The following is a 16,439-nucleotide window of genomic DNA, read 5'->3' as shown; positions in this document are numbered from 1 at the left end:
AATCCAGCGAAGCGCGGCCCCGGGCAATCCCGTAAGCCGCATATTTTTCAAGTAGTTAGATTGCTACCCTAACGCGTAGCCCGCGCCACGGACCGTCCGCACCGGGTCGGATCCGCCGTGTTGGGTCAGCGCCTTGCGCAGCCGGCCGATATGGACATCGACGGTGCGTGTATCGACATAGATATCGCGCCCCCAGACCCGGTCCAAGAGCTGCTCGCGGCTCCAGACCCGGCCCGGTTTCTCCATGAAGGTGGAGAGCAGGCGAAACTCGGTCGGGCCAAGTTTGAGCGGCGCCTCGGCCCGGCTGACCTTATGAGTCTCGGCGTCCAGCACGATATCGTCAAATTCCAGCCGCACCCCGACGGTCGAGGGGCGCACCCGCCGCAACTGCGTGCGCACGCGGGCCATCAGTTCGATCACCGAATAGGGCTTCACCACGTAATCATCGGCGCCGGTTTCCAGCCCGCGCACCTTGTCGACCTCTTCCGAACGGGCCGAAAGCATGATGATCGGAATGTTCCGGGTTTCGGGGCGCGACTTCAGCCGACGGCAGACTTCGATGCCGCTGAGATTGGGCATCATCCAATCGAGCACGATGATATCGGGCATGTCCTCTTCGACAACCAGCAGCGCCTCTTCGCCATGTTCGGCGCGCAGCACACGAAACCCGTCGGCCTCAAGATTATAGGAAAGAACCTCGCGTTGGGCCAATTCGTCCTCGACCACCAGAACGGTGGGTTGGTCGGCAGCCATGGTCAGACCTCCTGCGGCACAGAGGATGTCGTGTCGGCTTTCTGCCGGTCATCCTCGGGCTTGTCGCCGGTCACCAGATAGACCACCTGTTCGGCAATCGAGGTGACATGATCGCCCATTCGCTCGACGTTCTTGGCGATAAAATGCAGGTGCATACAGGGGGTGATGTTGCGCGGGTCTTCCATCATGAAAGTGAGGAATTCGCGGAACAGCGCGTTGTACATCTGATCGACGTCTTTGTCGCGGGCGATCACGTCCTGCGCCAGTTCCACGTCGCGCTGGATGTAGGAATCCAGCGCGTCCTTCAGCATCAGCTCGACCTCGCGCGCCATACGGCGCATGGCGGCGGCGCTCTCAGAGACGCTGGGTCCCTGCGCCAGAACGGCGGTGCGTTTGGCAATGTTCTTGGCATAATCGCCGATACGTTCGAGATTGCCGGAGATTTTCATCACCGACAGCACCAGCCGCAGATCGACCGCAGCAGGCGCGCGGATGGCGATGACGCGGGCGGCTTCTTCGTTGATCAGCTCTTCCAGCCCGTCGATGGCCTTGTCGCCGTTGCGCACCTGCTGGGCGAGCTCCTCGTCGCGGGTTTCGAGTGCACGAGCGGCGTCCATGATGGCGGCCTCGACAAGGCCCCCCATTTTCATGATCTGCGCCTGAATGGCTTCCAGATCTCGGTCGAAGGCGGATGCGATATGTTGCTCTGGCATGTCTTTGGTCCTCACGATCAGCCGATGCGGCCGGTGATATAGCTTTCGGTGCGGGGATCTTCGGGATTGGTAAAGATCTGGCCGGTCGCGCCAAACTCCACCAGGTTGCCGAGGTGGAAGAAGGCGGTTTTCTGGCTGACGCGCGCGGCCTGCTGCATCGAGTGGGTGACGATCACCACCGAATAGCTGTTGCGCAGCTCGTCGATAAGCTCTTCGATCTGGGCGGTTGCAATCGGGTCCAGCGCCGAACATGGCTCATCCATCAAGAGCACTTCCGGCTCCGTCGCGACGGCGCGCGCAATGCACAGGCGCTGCTGCTGGCCACCGGACAGACCGGTGCCGGGCGCGTCCAGGCGATCCTTCACCTCATCCCAGATGGCGCCACGGCGCAGGGATTTCTCGACGATCTCGTCCAGCTCGGCCTTATTGGCGGCCAGGCCGTGAATGCGCGGGCCATAGGCAACATTGTCGTAGATCGACTTGGGGAACGGGTTCGGCTTCTGGAACACCATGCCAACCTTGGCGCGCAGCTGCACAGGGTCGACGCGATTGTCGTAGATATCCTCGCCGTCGATCGAGATATCACCGGTCACGCGGCAGATGTCGATGGTGTCGTTCATCCGGTTCAGGCAGCGCAGGAACGTGGATTTGCCGCAGCCCGACGGACCGATAAAGGCGGTGACGGTGTTGTCTTCGATCTCGACGTTCACGTCCTTGATCGCGTGGGCCTCGCCGTAATAGACATTCACATTCTTGGCGGCGATCTTGGTTTTTTCTGTGTGCACGTCTTTGTCCAATGCAGTCATCTGGTTCATTTCGGCTGCCCCTCTTACCAGCGGCGTTCAAAGCGGCGGCGCAGGATAACGGCCACTGTGTTCATGGTCACGAGGAAGATCAACAGGATGATGATACCGCCCCAGGCGCGTTCGTAAAATGCCGGATCGGCACGTTTTGCCCATTCGTAGATCTGCGCGGGCATGGCGGAATTTGGCGCCAGCAGGCCGTCGGCAATGGTTTCCGGCGCGTTGGAGGCGATGAAGCCCACCATGCCGATCAGCAGCAGCGGTGCGGTCTCGCCAAGGGCCTGCGCCAGCCCGATGATGGTGCCGGTGAGGATCCCCGGTGCCGCCAGCGGCAGCACATGGTGGAACACCGCCTGCATCCGCGAGGCCCCCACTCCCAGCGCCGCGTCGCGGATCGACGGTGGAACAGCCTTCAATGCGGCGCGGGTTGAGATGATCACCGTCGGCAGGGTCATCAGCGTCAGCACCAGACCGCCGACCAGCGGTGCCGACATCGGCAGGTGCATGTAGTTGATGAACACCGCAAGGCCGAGGATACCGAACACGATGGACGGCACCGCCGCGAGGTTGGAGATATTCACCTCGATCACGTCGGTGAGCCAGTTCTTCGGTGCAAATTCTTCAAGATAGATCGACGCGGCGACGCCAATCGGCAGCGCCAGCGCGAGCACCACCAGCATCATGAACAGCGACCCCATCATCGCAACCCCCATGCCCGCGGCTTCGGGGCGCGCGTCAGACGCATCCGCACCGGTGATGAAATCCAGGTTAAAGGTCTTGGCCACGATCCCCGCCGCAACCAAGGCATCGACCAGATCCAGCTGTTCGGAGGAAATGCTCTTGTCATTGGCGATGCTGTCGCGGCTGACCCGGCCCTTGAGGTAGCCGTCGACACGGCTGGAGGCGAGGAAGCGGAACGCAACCGTTTCGCCAATCTGGTCGGGGTTGGCCAGCACAAAGCTGCGCAGCTGCGCGGCGGCGTCCTTGGACAGGAGGCCCGCCAGTTCCTTGGGCTTGAGACCGGTTTGGATGCCAAGCTCGGCCACCTTGGTTTCCATCGCGTTCTTGATCAGCGGTGCGTAGCCAAAGGTGGTCACCTTCTTGATGGCCTCCAGATCACGGGTGCCGGATTTGTCGAGCTTGCTTTCCAGCAGCTCTACCTCAAGCGTGATGAAAGTCTGTTGAAAGGCACCGGTGCCCCGGCTGACGATGGTGAACACCAGCACAGCGAGCATCAGCAGGCCAACCGCGATTGCGGCCATGCCATAGCCGCGAAAGCGGCGCTCGGCGGCGTTGCGCTTGCGGGTGCGATCCGATTGCTGCAACAGCGAGCCTGCATGGCGCCGTTCGGCACCAGCGTTTGGCCCAGGAGTGTTTCCCGGAGTGTTTTGGCTGATATCGGTCATTAGTCGTACTGCTCCCGGTATTTGCGCACGATATAGAGCGCCAGGACATTCAGGCCGAGGGTCAGCACGAACAGCGTGAGCCCCAGGGCAAAGGCAACCAGCGTTTCGGGGCTGGCAAAATCCGTATCACCCGTCAGCTGGCTGACAATACGGGTGGTGATCGTGGTCATTGATTCCAGCGGGTTGAGCGAGAACTTGGCAATCGCCCCTGCCCCCATCACGACGATCATCGTCTCGCCAATGGCGCGTGAGGCCGCCAGCAGCACCGCGCCGACGATGCCCGGCAGCGCCGCCGGCAGGACCACCTGGCGGATGGTTTCCGATTTGGTGGCGCCAAGCCCGAGCGAGCCATCACGCATCGCCTGCGGCACTGCGTTGATAATGTCGTCAGAGAGCGAGGAGACAAAGGGGATCAGCATGATGCCCATCACCAGTCCGGCGGTCAGCACCGAGGTCGCACCACTCATCCATTCGACGCCGAGCAGACCATCCTCACCCTGGCCAAAGACCTTGACCAGCAGCGGACCAACCGTCAGCAGCGCAAACAGGCCGTAAACGATGGTCGGAATGCCTGCGAGGATTTCCAGCAGCGGTTTGGCAAATGCGCGCGTGGTGCTGCCTGCGTATTCTGAGAGGTAGATGGCGGCAAACAGGCCCACAGGCACCGCCACAGCAAGGGCGATTGCAGAGATATAAAGCGTGCCCCACAGCAGCGGCAGGATCGACAGATCGCTGTCGCCGCGGAAATTCGGCGCCCATGTGGTGCCAAAGAAGAAATCTGACCAGGCGTGAAGGCCAAAGAAGTTGATGCTCTCAAACAGCATCGAGAAAACGATACCGACCGTGGTCAGGATCGCGAGGCTGGCCGCCAGAACCAGCAGTGCCATGATCCCCTGTTCCACCACATTGCGGGCGCGGAAATCCTTATGCGTGCGGCCATAGGCCCAGGCAAAGCCGACAATCGCCAGAAGACCGACGATCACCGACATGATGATCTGGCCTTTGTTTGACTGGCTGCGATAGCTCTGGGCCGCGCTCAGAACCTCCGGGCGGACTTCAGACCCGAGGGCGACGCCGATGTCGCCGAGGCGGGCACGAATATCCGTTTCACCGCTGTCGAGGCTGCGCGCCTCATCCGGCGAGAGCAGCCCCTGCGCCACCGCCTGATCCAGCCCGTCGGCAAGACGGCGCACGTCGCTCATCACCAGACCCAGAGTGGAGTTCTCCGGCACCATCTCGGCGGGGATCATCGCCGAGACGCGATTTTCGATCACCATGGGCTGGGCCAATGTCCAGATCGCCAACACGGCAAGGGCAGGCACCAGCGCGCTGAAGGCCACGTTGTGACCATAGTAGGCCGGCAGGGAATGCAACGCCTTGGCGTCGCCCCCGGCCGAAGCAAGCGCACGCTTGCGCCCAAGCACAAAGCCCAGCCCCGAAAGGGCGATCAGGGCAATAACCAGCCAGACTGTCGGCATCAGCTACTCCGTTTGAGTGGGGCGGAAACTCCGCTCCTGCGGCGTCGGACGCGCCGACATGCAGGGGTATTTCATTTGGTGGTCGTGAAATGGGCCGGGGCAACCCTAGATGCCCCGGCCCGTTGTCTCATTCTGGCCGAGCGATCAGGAATTGCCGCCCATGACCTCTTCTTCGGAAACCACGGCTTGTGTCTTGCTCAGCTCGGGGTCGGCAACCAGACCGTATTCCGCCAGCGGGCCATCGGGACCGGCCACTTCATCGGCGACGAAGAATTCAGCATATTCCTTCAGGCCGGGGATCACGCCGATATGGGCTTTCTTCACGTAGAAGAACAGCGGACGCGATACCGGGTATTCCCCTTCGGCAATGCTCTCGGTGGTGGGAACCACGCCGGACATGGTGGCAACCTGCAGCTTGTCGGTGTTGTTCTCGTAGAACGCCAGGCCAAAGACCCCGATACCGTCCTTGTTGGATTCGATCCGCGCCAGGGTCTCGGTGTAGTCGCCGTCGATGTCCACCGACACGCCATCGGTGCGCAGCGAGATGCAGGCTTTCTCGGCGGCTTTCTTCTTGGCCTTGTCGCTGTCGCCTTCGGCGTGGGCCAGCAGGTGTTCGAATGCGCCGGTGGCTTCACAGCCCGCCAGGATCACCTTGTCTTCGAAGACTTCACGGGTGCCGTGCTTGGTGCCGGGGATGAAGGCCTGGATGTTCTGTGCCGGGAAGGCGCTGTTGACGTCGGCCCAGGTCTTGTTCGGGTTGGCGACCATTTTGCCATCAACCAGGATTTCGTCGGAGAGCGCCAGGAACCAGTCGGTCGGCGTGTATTCAAAGGCGTTGCCCTTAATGTCATTGGCAAACACGATGCCGTCATAGCCGATCTGAACTTCGATGATATCGGTCACGCCGTTTTCGGCGCAGGCCTTGATTTCCTTGTCCTTGATGCGGCGCGATGCGTTGGCCACGTCGATGGTGTTTTCACCAACACCTTCGCAGAACCGCTTGAGGCCAGCCGAGGACCCACCGGATTCGACAACCGGTGTCGGGAATTCGAAGTTCTCGCCGAAGGCTTCGGCCACGATGGAGGCATAGGGCAGAACGGTCGAAGAACCGGCAACCTGAACCTGATCGCGCGCTGCCGCAGCAGTGGCAGAAACAGCCGAAATGGCCAGGGCGGATGCGGTGAGTTTCACAAAGGACATCTGTGTCTCCTTGGGTGTCAATTTTCAGGATCATCCCGTGATGATCTTGCGCCCTCACCTAAGGGCGGCGCGTGAGCCTTTTGTGACAGCTATGTAACAGCTGTATGACAAACCCGGATTTCTGGCGGATTTTTGTGACAAAACGCTCCGGGTGCCCCGGCTTTTGTTAATCGCTGGCGGCTGTTGGCGCGGCTTAGGCCACATCGGCGCCCCGGTGGCCGGCTCAGCGCGGCAGGATGACGGTAAAGACGGTGCCAGTGGCGGCGCTGCTTTCAACCCGCAGGCGGCCGCGATGGCGGTTGACGATATGTTTGACAATCGCCAGCCCCAGACCGGTGCCGCCTTGCTCTCGGGATCGGTGGGTATCCACCCTGTAGAACCGTTCGGTCAGGCGCGGCAGATGCACGGGGTCGATCCCGCTGCCATTGTCGATTACCTCGACCCTGACCGCAGCGGCGCGGACCGCTGGATCACGATCACGGGTCCGCAACCGCAGCGTGACGTGATCGCCGCCATATTTGATCGCGTTCTCAACCAGATTGGTGAAGACCTGCTGCAACTGGTCTGGATCGCCGGTAACGGCGGTTGGCGTCTCCGGTATGTCGAGCGTCAGCTGCACCTCGGCGGCCTCTGCAACCGGCTCCAGCGATTTCAGGGTCGAGGCCAGATGAGCGCCCAGATCCAGTTGTTCGCGCGGGCGCACCCGCTCCTCGCTTTCGACCCGGTTCAGCGACAGAAGATCACCAACCAGCCGGTTCATCCGATTGGCTTCATCCTGCATGATCTGCAAAAACCGATCCCGTGCCGCAGCATCATCGCGTGCAGGGCCGCGCAGCGTTTCGATAAACCCCATAAGCGCAGTGAGCGGCGTACGCAGTTCATGGCTGACATTGGCGACAAAATCACGCCGCATCTGGCTCGCCTGCTCGCGCTCGGTGATATCCGTGAGGCTGATCAGCGCCGCGCCGCCATTCACGGCGCCGATGCCCGGCACATAGCGCAGGGCCACCTCAAACGTGGTGTCCTGTGCGCCATCATTGGACAGGTGACGTGCGGTTTTGGCGCTGCGGTCGTAAAGGCAACTTTCGATCGCCGTGGCCACATTGGGCTGGCGCAGGATGGTGGCGAAATGGCGCCCGACCAGATTGGCGCCCAGCAGCGTGGTCGCCGCCGCATTTGCGGCGATGAACCTTTCGCTTTGATCGACCAGCACAGCTGGCAAGGGGATGGCCTCCATGAAACCGTTAATCAGATCGTCAGTCATGTGCCCCTCGGGTTTTAGCTGTGCCGGCCGTGTTACAAATCAATTGTAACTATGACATGGCAGCCGCGACCGCTTCGGTGAAGACAGCGCAGAGCGTTGCCGGATCCTCAAGCCCGACCGAGACGCGGAAGAACCCTTCGCTCAGCCCCAGTTTGGCGCGATCCTCCGCGCTGAGGGCGCGGTGCGAGGAAGAGGCCGGATGCGACAGCGTTGTGCCCACATCGCCAAGGGTCGGGGCAAAGTTCAGCCCATCTGCCGCTCGGGTAAAGGCATTGGCGGCAGCGCGCCCGCCCTCAAGCTCGAAGCTGACCATATTGCAGCCCCTGCCCTCCAACAGCGCCATTGCGCGCTCGTGATCGGGATGATCCTTGCGGGTCGGGTAGATCACCCGCTTCACCCCCGGCAGCCCCGCCAGATGGTCCGCCAGCGTCACCGCCGTGGCCTGGGCGCGTTCAAACCGCAGCTCGAACGAGAGCATACCGCGTTCGGCGAGCCAGCAGTCGAACGGGCTGGGCGTCATGCCGGTAGTCACCACATAGACGCTGAGACGGGTGTTGATCTCAGGATCCTTGGCCACGACATAACCGAGCATCACATCGGAATGGCCGGCCAGCAGCTTGGTGATTGAATGGATGACGATATCGGCGCCGTGGTCAAAGGGACGAAAGCCCCGCGGCGTGGTAAAGGTATTGTCCACCACCAAGAGAATATCGCGATCCTTGCAGAGCTGGGCCAGCCCGTCGATATCGGCGACGGCAAGCGTCGGGTTTGACACCGCCTCGACCAGGATCATCTTGGTTTCGGGGCGGATCGCGGCCTCCACTGCGGCCACATCACCGGGATTGGCCAAAGTGGTTTCAATGCCCAGACGCGGCAGATCCTCGGCCATCAGGCGCATCGACCGCCCGTAGAGCTGATTGCCGCCAATCACGTGATCGCCGGTTTTCAGCAGGCCCAGCAGAACGGCCGAAACCGCCGCCATGCCGGAGCCGGTCACGACACCGCCGGGCATACCTTCCATCGCATCCAGCCGCTTGGCGACCACATCGGCATTGGGATGACCTTCGCGGGAGTAGGTATAGCCGTGCACCCGCCCTTCGTACTGGTCATCAAGCGCATCCGGCGTTTCGCTGGCATAGACCACCGACGGGCTGAGCGGTGTCACAACCGGATGGCTCGCGCTGAAGGGCAAGGGATCTGGCCGCATCAGCGACCCTTTGGAATTTCTCACGTGTCAGACCTCTGTCAGTTCGTCGCGAAAACGACGCATGTTTTCCTGGTAGTGCTCAGCGCTCTGGCGCAGCGACTGCACCAGAGCCTCGTCAACATCCCGGACAATCTTGCCGGGTGCGCCCATGACCAGAGAGTTATCTGGGATTTCTTTATTCTCTGTGATCAGGGCGCCCGCACCAATCAGGCAGTTCTTGCCGATCCTGGCACCGTTCAGAATGGTCGCACCCATTCCGATCAGGGAGTTGTCGCCGATGGTGCAGCCATGCAGCATTACCTTATGGCCGATGGTGCAGTTTTCACCAATGGTCAGCGGGTAACCTGCGTCAATGTGCATGACGCAGTTTTCCTGCACGTTGGAGCCGCGACCGATACGGATCTCTTCGTGATCGGCCCGGATGGTGGTGCCAAACCAGACCGAGGCCCCCTCCTCCAGCACCACAAGGCCAATCAGGTTGGCGTCGGGCGCGACCCAGGTGTCGGCGTGGATGTTCGGGGTCTTGTCGCCCAGGGCATAGATGGTCATGACAGCTCCTCAAATTCGCTTTGCAGGCCGCGCACGTGGTCCATCAGATGGGGCTGCTGGATCCGGCGCAGGCGGGTGGCGGTGATAATTGTCTTCAGCTGTGTCTCGGTCGCGTCGAGGTCATCGTTGATCAGCACGTGGTCATAGCTGCCCCAGTGGCTGATCTCGTCCCAGCTTTTCTCCATCCGGCGGGTGATCGTAGCGGCATCGTCCTGCGCCCGGCTTTCCAGACGACGGCGCAACTCCAAGATCGAGGGGGGCAGCAGAAAGATCGACAGCGTGTGCTGGCCCAGATCCGAGTTGCGGATCTGCTGGGCGCCCTGCCAGTCGATATCAAAAAGCACGTCGCGCCCGCTATCAATCGCCGCCTTTACCGGCCCCTTGGGCGAGCCGTAGAAATTGCCGAACACATGAGCGTGTTCCAGCATGTCGCCTTCGCTCACCGCAGTTTTGAAGGCATCGGTGGTGATAAAATGATAGTCCTGCCCATCCACCTCGCCCGGGCGCGGGTTGCGCGTGGTGGCGGAGACGGAGAATTCGATGCTGGGATCCCAGGACCGCAGTCGTTTTGCCAATGTGGATTTCCCGGCCCCCGAGGGCGAAGAAAGGATGATCAACAGGCCGCGCCGATCTGCCATGGCGTGCTCTCCTTATGTCTTATGACGTTGTTGTTATTCTGTGTCGTTATTCGATGTTCTGGACCTGCTCGCGCATCTGGTCGATCACCGCCTTCAGCTCAAGCCCGACCGCCGTCAGATCGCTGTTCTGCGCTTTTGCGCAGAGTGTGTTGGCCTCGCGGTTGAATTCCTGCATCAGGAAATCCAGTTTGCGCCCGACCGCCCCGCCCTTGGCCAGAAGGTCACGCGCTGCCGCAACATGGGCGGTGAGCCGGTCCAATTCTTCGGTGACGTCGGATTTCACCGCCAGAAGCGCCAGTTCCTGTGCCAGACGGGTTTCATCGACGCCGTCGCTGTTGTCCAGAACCCGCGCAAGATTGGTCCGCAGGTTTGCGGCAACCTCATCCTTGCGCGCCTCGGCGCGGCGTGCGGCCTCATCGCGCAGCGTGCTGATCTGGTCCAGTTGGTCCATCAGCACGGTTTTCAGCGCGGCGCCCTCGCTGGCGCGCATGTTAACAAAGTCGGACAGGATTGCGGCGAAATCTGCGCTCAGTGCCGCCACGATCGGGGCGGGATCATCGGCACTGCTGGCCTGCTCCAACACGCCGCGCTGCGCCAGAAGATCGGCCGCCGTGGTCTGTGCCAGCACGATGCCCGCCGCATCGGCCTGACGCTCCACCTCGGCAATCGCCTGCAATAGCGATGCCAGCGCCGGCTGGTTGATCTCAAGCGCGCTTGCGGCGGCTTCGCTGCGGCTGATGCGCAGGGTCATGGAGACGTTGCCGCGCGACAGCGCCTTGCTCAATTGGCCACGCAGGTTGGTCTCAAGCCCCTCCAGCCAGTCCGGAATGCGCAGCCGCAGATCCAGCCCCTTGGCGTTGACCGAGCGCAATTCGCACGACCAGCTATGGGCGCCGATGCTGCCCTGTCCCGCTGCAAAGCTCGTCATTGAATGGATGGTCATGTCCTGCTGCCCTCCGAGGCGCCCAAGGCGCAGTTTTGCGTGGTCAAAGGTTTACAAACGGGCAGCCGACAAGTCCATAAGCGCGCGGTCCTATCCTAAAGTGTTAACCATTGATTAAAGAAGTAGTCCAAAATTGAATAAGATTGTGGCATGTTAACTTCAGGATAACCAATTCGGCATTAATCGTTAGGCAACCAACTTTAGCTTGGCGCATGACCCAGCCGGATCCAGCGAGGATGACAGCGATGTTTTTTGGCGGCCGCAAAGATAACGATCAGACCGATGGTCAAACTAAGGTTGTGGCAATGGACCGGTTCCGTGCTGCAGGATCGCTGTCGCCCATGCGTCAGGCGGAGGCCTATTGGACTGCCCTGCGCCGGGGTGATGACATTCCCAGCCGGTCGCAGATTGACCCGCGCGGGCTGGAGAACATCCTGCCCCAGACCTTTATTCTGGAACGGATCGCGCCCGGTATCGCCCGGTTCCGTCTTGCCGGACAGCGGGTGAATGAAATGGCTGGCATGGAAGTGCGCGGCATGCCGATCACCGCTTTCTTCACACCGGAGGCGCGCAAACAGATGAGCGCGGCAATGGAAACCATGTTCGACACGCCCGCCATCATCGAACTGACGCTTCAGACCGAAAACAACCGTCTGCGCGGCGCACGTGAGGCGCGGATGCTGCTGCTGCCGCTACGCAGCGATCTGGGCGACATCAGCCGTGCGCTGGGTGTTTTCATCTCCGAAGGCAATCCGACCGGTACGTCACAGCGGTTCTCCATCACCGAAACACAGATCCGTCAGGTCAGCCACAAGGGCGACACGCCCTTTAAGGCCAAGCCTCGCGCCGCTGATCCGGTTGCACCCCAGCGTAAACCGCAGGATGTCAACACACCCAATCCAGGATTTGCCGAGACGCAGGCGCGGTTTGAGGCAGAGCCGAGCGTGATGACCGAAGCGCGTTCGCTGATTGAGCGCAGCCGCCAGATGTCGAGCGCGAAGGACGTGGCGCCAAAGGCCGAAAAACAGCCCGCCAAGAAGCGCGGCAGCCACCTCCGACTGGTGGTCAGCAAAGACTGAGGCCTGAGACGGCACAGCATATTCCCGAGATACTTTCGCGCTACTGGACATAGCTAGAAAGCAGACGCCCCGCGACAGAAGGTCCGGGGCGTTTCCCTTTTGTCAGATGCGCAAACGACCCTGTCGCCATGTCCAAGGTGCTGCGCCCACGGGGCTGGTGGCGTCTTGCGGATCGCTGCCGAAACTCTGGCTAAGGTGCATCAGCAACTTCTCCCAACCCTTTGAATAAAAAGACCCTCACCCGGATGGGGTGAGGGTCCATTGCTAGGTGCCATCCTGATGATCAGGGTGGATCTGTGGGTGATCAGCCAGTTTGACGCTCCGCGGTGCGGGCGCGCAGCTGCGAGACTTCTTCCGCAACGAGGAAGGCCAGTTCGAGCGACTGACTGGCGTTCAGGCGCGGGTCGCAGGCCGTGTGATAACGGTCGCTGAGATCCTCATCGGTGACGGCGCGCACGCCGCCGGTGCATTCGGTAACGTCCTGACCGGTCATCTCGAAATGCACGCCGCCCGGGATGGTGCCCTCTGCGGTGTGGATCGCAAAGAAGTCGCGAACCTCGCGCAGGACGCTCTCAAACGGGCGGGTCTTGTAGCCGGTGGAGGATTTGATGGTGTTGCCGTGCATCGGGTCGCAGACCCAGGTCACCTTGGCGCCCTCTTCCTGAACCGCCTTGATCAGGCGTGGCAGGTGTTCGCCGGCTTTGCCTGCGCCAAAGCGTGCGATCAGGGTCAGACGACCTTCCTCATTCTCCGGGTTCAGCTTGGCCATCAGAACCTTCAGATCCTCGGCCGTTGTGGTCGGACCACATTTCAGACCAATCGGGTTCAGCACGCCGCTGCAGAATTCCACGTGTGCGCCATCCGGTTGACGGGTCCGGTCGCCGATCCACAGCATGTGGCCGGAGCCAGCCAGCCATTTGCCGGAGGTCGAATCCAGACGGGTCAGCGCCTCTTCATACTCCAGCAGCAAACCTTCGTGACTGGTGTAGAAGTCAACCGACTGCAAGGTGTGCGCGGTATCATTGTTGATGCCGGCCGCCTTCATGAAGTCGAGCGTATCGGTGATGCGATTCGCCATTTCACGATAGCTTTCGGCCTTCTCGCCCTCGGTAAAGCCCAGCGTCCAGGCGTGGACCTGGTTCACATCGGCATAACCGCCGGTTGAGAACGCCCGGATCAGGTTCAGCGTCGCGGCGGCCTGAGTATAGGCCTGTAGCATCCGCTGCGGGTCCGGCACGCGGGAGGCCTCGGTGAAGGCCAGATCGTTGATGATGTCACCGCGGTAGCTGGGCAACTCGACGCCATTCACGGTCTCTGTCGGTGCGCTGCGGGGTTTGGCGAACTGGCCCGCCATGCGGCCGACCTTGATCACCGGCACCTTGGCACCGTAGGTTAGCACCATCGCCATCTGCAACATCACCTTGAAGGTATCGCGGATCGCATCGGCGCTGAACTGGTCGAAGCTTTCGGCGCAGTCGCCGCCCTGAAGCAGGAATGCCTCGCCCCGGCCGGCAGCGCCGAGGTGTTGTTTCAGCCGTCGCGCCTCACCGGCAAATACCAGCGGCGGATATTTTGACAGCTGAGCCTCAACAGCCGACAGCGCGTCGGCGTTGGTATATTCTGGCATTTGCACCCGCGGCTTTTGGCGCCAGGTCGATTTTTGCCACTCACTCATAGCTGTGTCTCCGCATAAGAGGTCTCAAAGTTAACGAACGCCATCTATACGAAATCACACTCCGGCTGACCAGTTTAGATTTGCAAAGTCTTGACGACACCGCGAAGCTATGAACACGGTGCCCGAATTTCGCAAAATCCGCCCTTGCGAAGAACAGAAATATTGAATGAGGACGCTGGCCATGCAGACGCAGAGCAAGCCAACACCAAGCCCGACCAAAGGGCCCCAATCCCGGCGTTATGCCTTTGTTTTGCTTGACCGTTTTACGATGCTGTCTTTTGCCTCGGCGCTGGAATGTCTGCGAATTGCCAACCGGATGATTGGCCGCGAGGTCTACACCTGGATGCTCTTGGCCGAAGGCGGCGGCACGGTCAGCTGTTCGGCCGGAACATCCTTTCAGGTGGATGATGACCTGATCGAACTCCAGCGCGATGACACAATTCTGTTGTGCTCCGGTATTTCGGTGCAGGAAGCCACCACAAAAAAACTGCTGTCCTGGCTGCGTCGCGAAGCGCGCAAGGGGTTGAAGGTTGGTGGGCTGTGCACGGCGTCATATGCGCTGGCGCGCGCGGGCCTGCTGGATGGCAGACGCGCCACGATTCACTGGGAGAATGCCGACAGTTTCAACGAGGAGTTTGACGAGGTCGAGCTGACCAAATCGGTCTTTGTCATCGACGGCAACCGGATGTCGACAGCCGGCGGTACCTCCTCCATCGACCTGATGCTGAAGCTGATTGCCAATGATCACGGCGAGGATATCGCCAATTCGGTGGCCGATCAGCTCATCTATTCATCGATTCGGACCGATCAGGACACGCAGCGCCTGTCGATCCCGACCCGGATCGGGGTGCGCCACCCAAAATTGTCTATGGTGATCCAGATGATGGAAGCCAATATCGAGGAGCCGATCAGCCCCTCCATTCTGGCGCAGAATGTCGGCATGTCGACCCGCCAGCTGGAGCGGCTGTTCCGTCGCTATCTCAACCGATCTCCCAAACGCTATTATATGGAACTGCGGTTGCAGAAGGCGCGCAACCTGTTGATGCAGACCGATATGAGTGTGATCAATGTGGCGCTTGCCTGCGGGTTTGCATCACCTTCGCATTTCTCCAAATGCTACCGGGCGCATTACGACACGACGCCTTATCGCGAACGCGGCAGCAAATCGGCCCCGCCGACGTTGTGACCCGCGCCCCTGTCGGATCAGGCCTATGCCGGATCGGCCCGGGGTCCGGTTCGCGCCGGTTCAGCGCGACAGGCGGTAGAGCGCGCCATTGGTCTCGGACAGGAACCAGATGCTACCGTCCGGGGCCTCGCGCAGGTCCCGGATGCGTCCTGTCTCATCGCCCCTGATCTGCTCAACCTCCGCCAGTGGTTGCCCGGAGAGCCGCGCGATATAGCCGAACTTGAGCGAGCCGACAAAGATATCACCGCGCCAGTCCGGCCACATGCTGCCGGAATACACCAGCAGGTTTGAGGGCGCCATCGAGGGGTCCCAATAGTGGGCCGGCTGCTTCAAGCCCGGCTTTGTGGTCCCTTCGCCGATTTTCAGCCCTGAATAATGCCGGCCGTAGGCGATGACCGGCCAGCCGTAATTTGCGCCTTTCTCGATCAGATTGACCTCATCCCCGCCACGGGCGCCATGTTCAACAGACCAGAGCTGGCCATCGGCGGCAAAGGTCAGTCCCTGGGGGTTGCGATGCCCGTAGGACCAGATTTCCGGCTGCGCCCCTTTCTGTTTGGTAAAGGGGTTGTCGCGCGGGACGGATCCGTCGGGATTCAAACGCAGAATGCTGCCCTGATGTGAGGTGAGGGATTGGGCAGATGGCCGGTCGCCGCGATCACCCAGAGTGACATAGAGAGTTCCGTCAGGCCCTTCTGCCAGCCGCGATCCGAAATGGCGCCCACTGTCGGCGGGTGGCGCGGCGACGAAGATGTCCCGCAGCCCCTCAAGCTGGGTGTTGCGCCGGGCGAGCTGCCCGGTGGCCACCGCAGTGGCAGAGCCTCTTCCAAGCCGTTTCGAATAAGAGAGATATATCCGCCGGGTTCTGTCAAAATTGCGCGGAATCAATACGTCCAGCAGCCCGCCCTGCCCCTGATCGAGCACTTTCGGAGTGCCTTTGACGCGGGTCAGACGGCCCGCCGCCAGGTGCAACAGGTCACCGTCTTTTTCAGTGATCAGCACCGAGCCATCAGGCAGGAAATCAAAAGCCCATGGGATATCCAGCCCGTGGGCCATTCGCTCTATCTTCAACACTCCCTGATCGCTGCTCAGCGTCTGTGCCGAGACCGCAGTGCCAACGGTGGCCAGCAGGGTTAATGCGATAAAGCGCTGTGCCAGGGATGCCAGCATCGGCCGGATCTGTCGCGTCTGGCCGGTCGGTCTTTCCGGCTGACAAGCCGACGATTGCCGTCGCCGGGGTCGCATCGCCTGACACGATGGGTTGACTTGGAGTACTCTAATAACAGACCTCCCCATATGCATGACGCCTCCTGCGCAATTCCGTGATCAGACCCTGGGGGGAGCGGTCCAATGGCTCATATTCATGCTATTCGACCGAATTTAGCGCGAATTTTCTATTTGGCCAGCTTTTGCGCCGCCCGGCATGAAATGCGACGCGGATCTGGGGACTTGCGACGAGCGCTGCGGTGAGCTGATCCCTGATGCCCAAGGGGCGAGCGGCCGTTGGGTCATCTACCCCATTGGGAACATTCCATTCTCCGTAACCGG

At 61.1% G+C, this 16,439-nt stretch carries 15 protein-coding genes; 2 read left to right on the top strand and 13 right to left on the bottom strand.

Annotation, left to right across the window (positions count from 1 at the left end; all coding sequences use genetic code 11):
- Positions 1–63 precede the first annotated feature (63 nt).
- From phoB to VWY60_RS07310, 11 genes are all read right to left on the bottom strand, one after another.
- Complete coding sequence (phoB, locus tag VWY60_RS07360) at positions 64–753, bottom strand: phosphate regulon transcriptional regulator PhoB (RefSeq protein WP_061049309.1); 690 nt, start codon at positions 751–753, stop codon at positions 64–66.
- A 2-nt stretch (positions 754–755) separates the two neighbouring features.
- Positions 756–1,466, bottom strand: a complete 711-nt coding sequence (gene phoU, locus VWY60_RS07355; RefSeq protein WP_061049310.1) for a phosphate signaling complex protein PhoU — start codon at positions 1,464–1,466, stop codon at positions 756–758.
- Between the two features lie 17 nt (positions 1,467–1,483).
- A complete protein-coding gene (gene pstB / locus VWY60_RS07350; RefSeq protein ID WP_061049311.1) occupies positions 1,484–2,281 on the bottom strand; it encodes a phosphate ABC transporter ATP-binding protein PstB in 798 nt (265 codons plus the stop codon).
- Positions 2,282–2,295: 14 nt separating this feature from the next.
- Complete coding sequence (gene pstA / locus VWY60_RS07345; protein WP_416540171.1) at positions 2,296–3,675, bottom strand: phosphate ABC transporter permease PstA; 1,380 nt, start codon at positions 3,673–3,675, stop codon at positions 2,296–2,298.
- Entirely contained in the window at positions 3,675–5,153 is a 1,479-nt protein-coding gene (gene pstC / locus VWY60_RS07340) for a phosphate ABC transporter permease subunit PstC (RefSeq protein ID WP_340545575.1), read from the bottom strand. The genes pstA and pstC overlap by 1 nt, the downstream gene beginning before the upstream one ends.
- Before the next feature lie 144 nt (positions 5,154–5,297).
- Positions 5,298–6,353, bottom strand: a complete 1,056-nt coding sequence (locus tag VWY60_RS07335) for a substrate-binding domain-containing protein (RefSeq protein WP_416540170.1) — start codon at positions 6,351–6,353, stop codon at positions 5,298–5,300.
- A gap of 223 nt (positions 6,354–6,576) precedes the next feature.
- On the bottom strand, positions 6,577–7,617 hold the full coding sequence (locus tag VWY60_RS07330; protein WP_340545577.1) for a sensor histidine kinase: 1,041 nt from the start codon (positions 7,615–7,617) through the stop codon (positions 6,577–6,579).
- A 49-nt stretch (positions 7,618–7,666) separates the two neighbouring features.
- Complete coding sequence (locus tag VWY60_RS07325) at positions 7,667–8,824, bottom strand: trans-sulfuration enzyme family protein (protein ID WP_340545578.1); 1,158 nt, start codon at positions 8,822–8,824, stop codon at positions 7,667–7,669.
- A gap of 27 nt (positions 8,825–8,851) precedes the next feature.
- Positions 8,852–9,373: a gamma carbonic anhydrase family protein gene (locus VWY60_RS07320; RefSeq protein WP_340545579.1), complete on the bottom strand. Its 522-nt coding sequence runs from the start codon at positions 9,371–9,373 to the stop codon at positions 8,852–8,854.
- Entirely contained in the window at positions 9,370–10,011 is a 642-nt protein-coding gene (gene gmk / locus VWY60_RS07315; RefSeq protein ID WP_416534934.1) for a guanylate kinase, read from the bottom strand. Before gmk ends, VWY60_RS07320 begins: the two co-directional genes overlap by 4 nt.
- A 46-nt stretch (positions 10,012–10,057) precedes the next feature.
- A complete protein-coding gene (locus VWY60_RS07310) occupies positions 10,058–10,954 on the bottom strand; it encodes a YicC/YloC family endoribonuclease (protein ID WP_340545581.1) in 897 nt (298 codons plus the stop codon).
- A gap of 245 nt (positions 10,955–11,199) precedes the next feature.
- Here VWY60_RS07310 and VWY60_RS07305 point away from each other — a divergent pair, with 245 nt between their 5' ends.
- Complete coding sequence (locus tag VWY60_RS07305; RefSeq protein ID WP_416540781.1) at positions 11,200–12,033, top strand: PAS domain-containing protein; 834 nt, start codon at positions 11,200–11,202, stop codon at positions 12,031–12,033.
- A 304-nt stretch (positions 12,034–12,337) separates the two neighbouring features.
- On the opposite strand, the gene VWY60_RS07300 is transcribed toward VWY60_RS07305, so the two are convergent.
- Positions 12,338–13,708: a class II 3-deoxy-7-phosphoheptulonate synthase gene (locus VWY60_RS07300; RefSeq protein ID WP_416540169.1), complete on the bottom strand. Its 1,371-nt coding sequence runs from the start codon at positions 13,706–13,708 to the stop codon at positions 12,338–12,340.
- Between the two features lie 181 nt (positions 13,709–13,889).
- On the opposite strand from VWY60_RS07300, the gene VWY60_RS07295 reads away from it, so the two are divergent.
- Positions 13,890–14,894 carry a GlxA family transcriptional regulator gene (locus VWY60_RS07295; RefSeq protein WP_340545583.1) on the top strand — a complete coding sequence of 335 codons (1,005 nt, stop codon included), beginning with the start codon at positions 13,890–13,892 and terminating at the stop codon, positions 14,892–14,894.
- Between the two features lie 60 nt (positions 14,895–14,954).
- On the opposite strand, the gene VWY60_RS07290 is transcribed toward VWY60_RS07295, so the two are convergent.
- The gene (locus tag VWY60_RS07290; protein WP_416534930.1) at positions 14,955–16,061 is read right to left on the bottom strand and encodes a PQQ-dependent sugar dehydrogenase; all 1,107 of its coding nucleotides are present in this window, start codon (positions 16,059–16,061) and stop codon (positions 14,955–14,957) included.
- Positions 16,062–16,439 lie beyond the last annotated feature (378 nt).

Origin of the sequence: Phaeobacter sp. JH20_26 (assembly GCF_048056275.1) — a bacterium.
In the GTDB taxonomy this organism is placed as follows: domain Bacteria; phylum Pseudomonadota; class Alphaproteobacteria; order Rhodobacterales; family Rhodobacteraceae; genus Phaeobacter; species Phaeobacter bryozoorum.
This window is presented reverse-complemented; position numbering and strand designations above follow the sequence as displayed.

Coding starts and splice junctions, on each gene's coding strand:
- phoB (WP_061049309.1), bottom strand. CDS start 753: ATGGCTGCCGACCAACCCACCGTTCTGGTGGTCGAGGACGAATTGGCC.
- phoU (WP_061049310.1), bottom strand. CDS start 1,466: ATGCCAGAGCAACATATCGCATCCGCCTTCGACCGAGATCTGGAAGCC.
- pstB (WP_061049311.1), bottom strand. CDS start 2,281: ATGAACCAGATGACTGCATTGGACAAAGACGTGCACACAGAAAAAACC.
- pstA (WP_416540171.1), bottom strand. CDS start 3,675: ATGACCGATATCAGCCAAAACACTCCGGGAAACACTCCTGGGCCAAAC.
- pstC (WP_340545575.1), bottom strand. CDS start 5,153: ATGCCGACAGTCTGGCTGGTTATTGCCCTGATCGCCCTTTCGGGGCTG.
- VWY60_RS07335 (WP_416540170.1), bottom strand. CDS start 6,353: ATGTCCTTTGTGAAACTCACCGCATCCGCCCTGGCCATTTCGGCTGTT.
- VWY60_RS07330 (WP_340545577.1), bottom strand. CDS start 7,617: ATGACTGACGATCTGATTAACGGTTTCATGGAGGCCATCCCCTTGCCA.
- VWY60_RS07325 (WP_340545578.1), bottom strand. CDS start 8,824: ATGCGGCCAGATCCCTTGCCCTTCAGCGCGAGCCATCCGGTTGTGACA.
- VWY60_RS07320 (WP_340545579.1), bottom strand. CDS start 9,373: ATGACCATCTATGCCCTGGGCGACAAGACCCCGAACATCCACGCCGAC.
- gmk (WP_416534934.1), bottom strand. CDS start 10,011: ATGGCAGATCGGCGCGGCCTGTTGATCATCCTTTCTTCGCCCTCGGGG.
- VWY60_RS07310 (WP_340545581.1), bottom strand. CDS start 10,954: ATGACCATCCATTCAATGACGAGCTTTGCAGCGGGACAGGGCAGCATC.
- VWY60_RS07305 (WP_416540781.1), top strand. CDS start 11,200: ATGTTTTTTGGCGGCCGCAAAGATAACGATCAGACCGATGGTCAAACT.
- VWY60_RS07300 (WP_416540169.1), bottom strand. CDS start 13,708: ATGAGTGAGTGGCAAAAATCGACCTGGCGCCAAAAGCCGCGGGTGCAA.
- VWY60_RS07295 (WP_340545583.1), top strand. CDS start 13,890: ATGCAGACGCAGAGCAAGCCAACACCAAGCCCGACCAAAGGGCCCCAA.
- VWY60_RS07290 (WP_416534930.1), bottom strand. CDS start 16,061: ATGCTGGCATCCCTGGCACAGCGCTTTATCGCATTAACCCTGCTGGCC.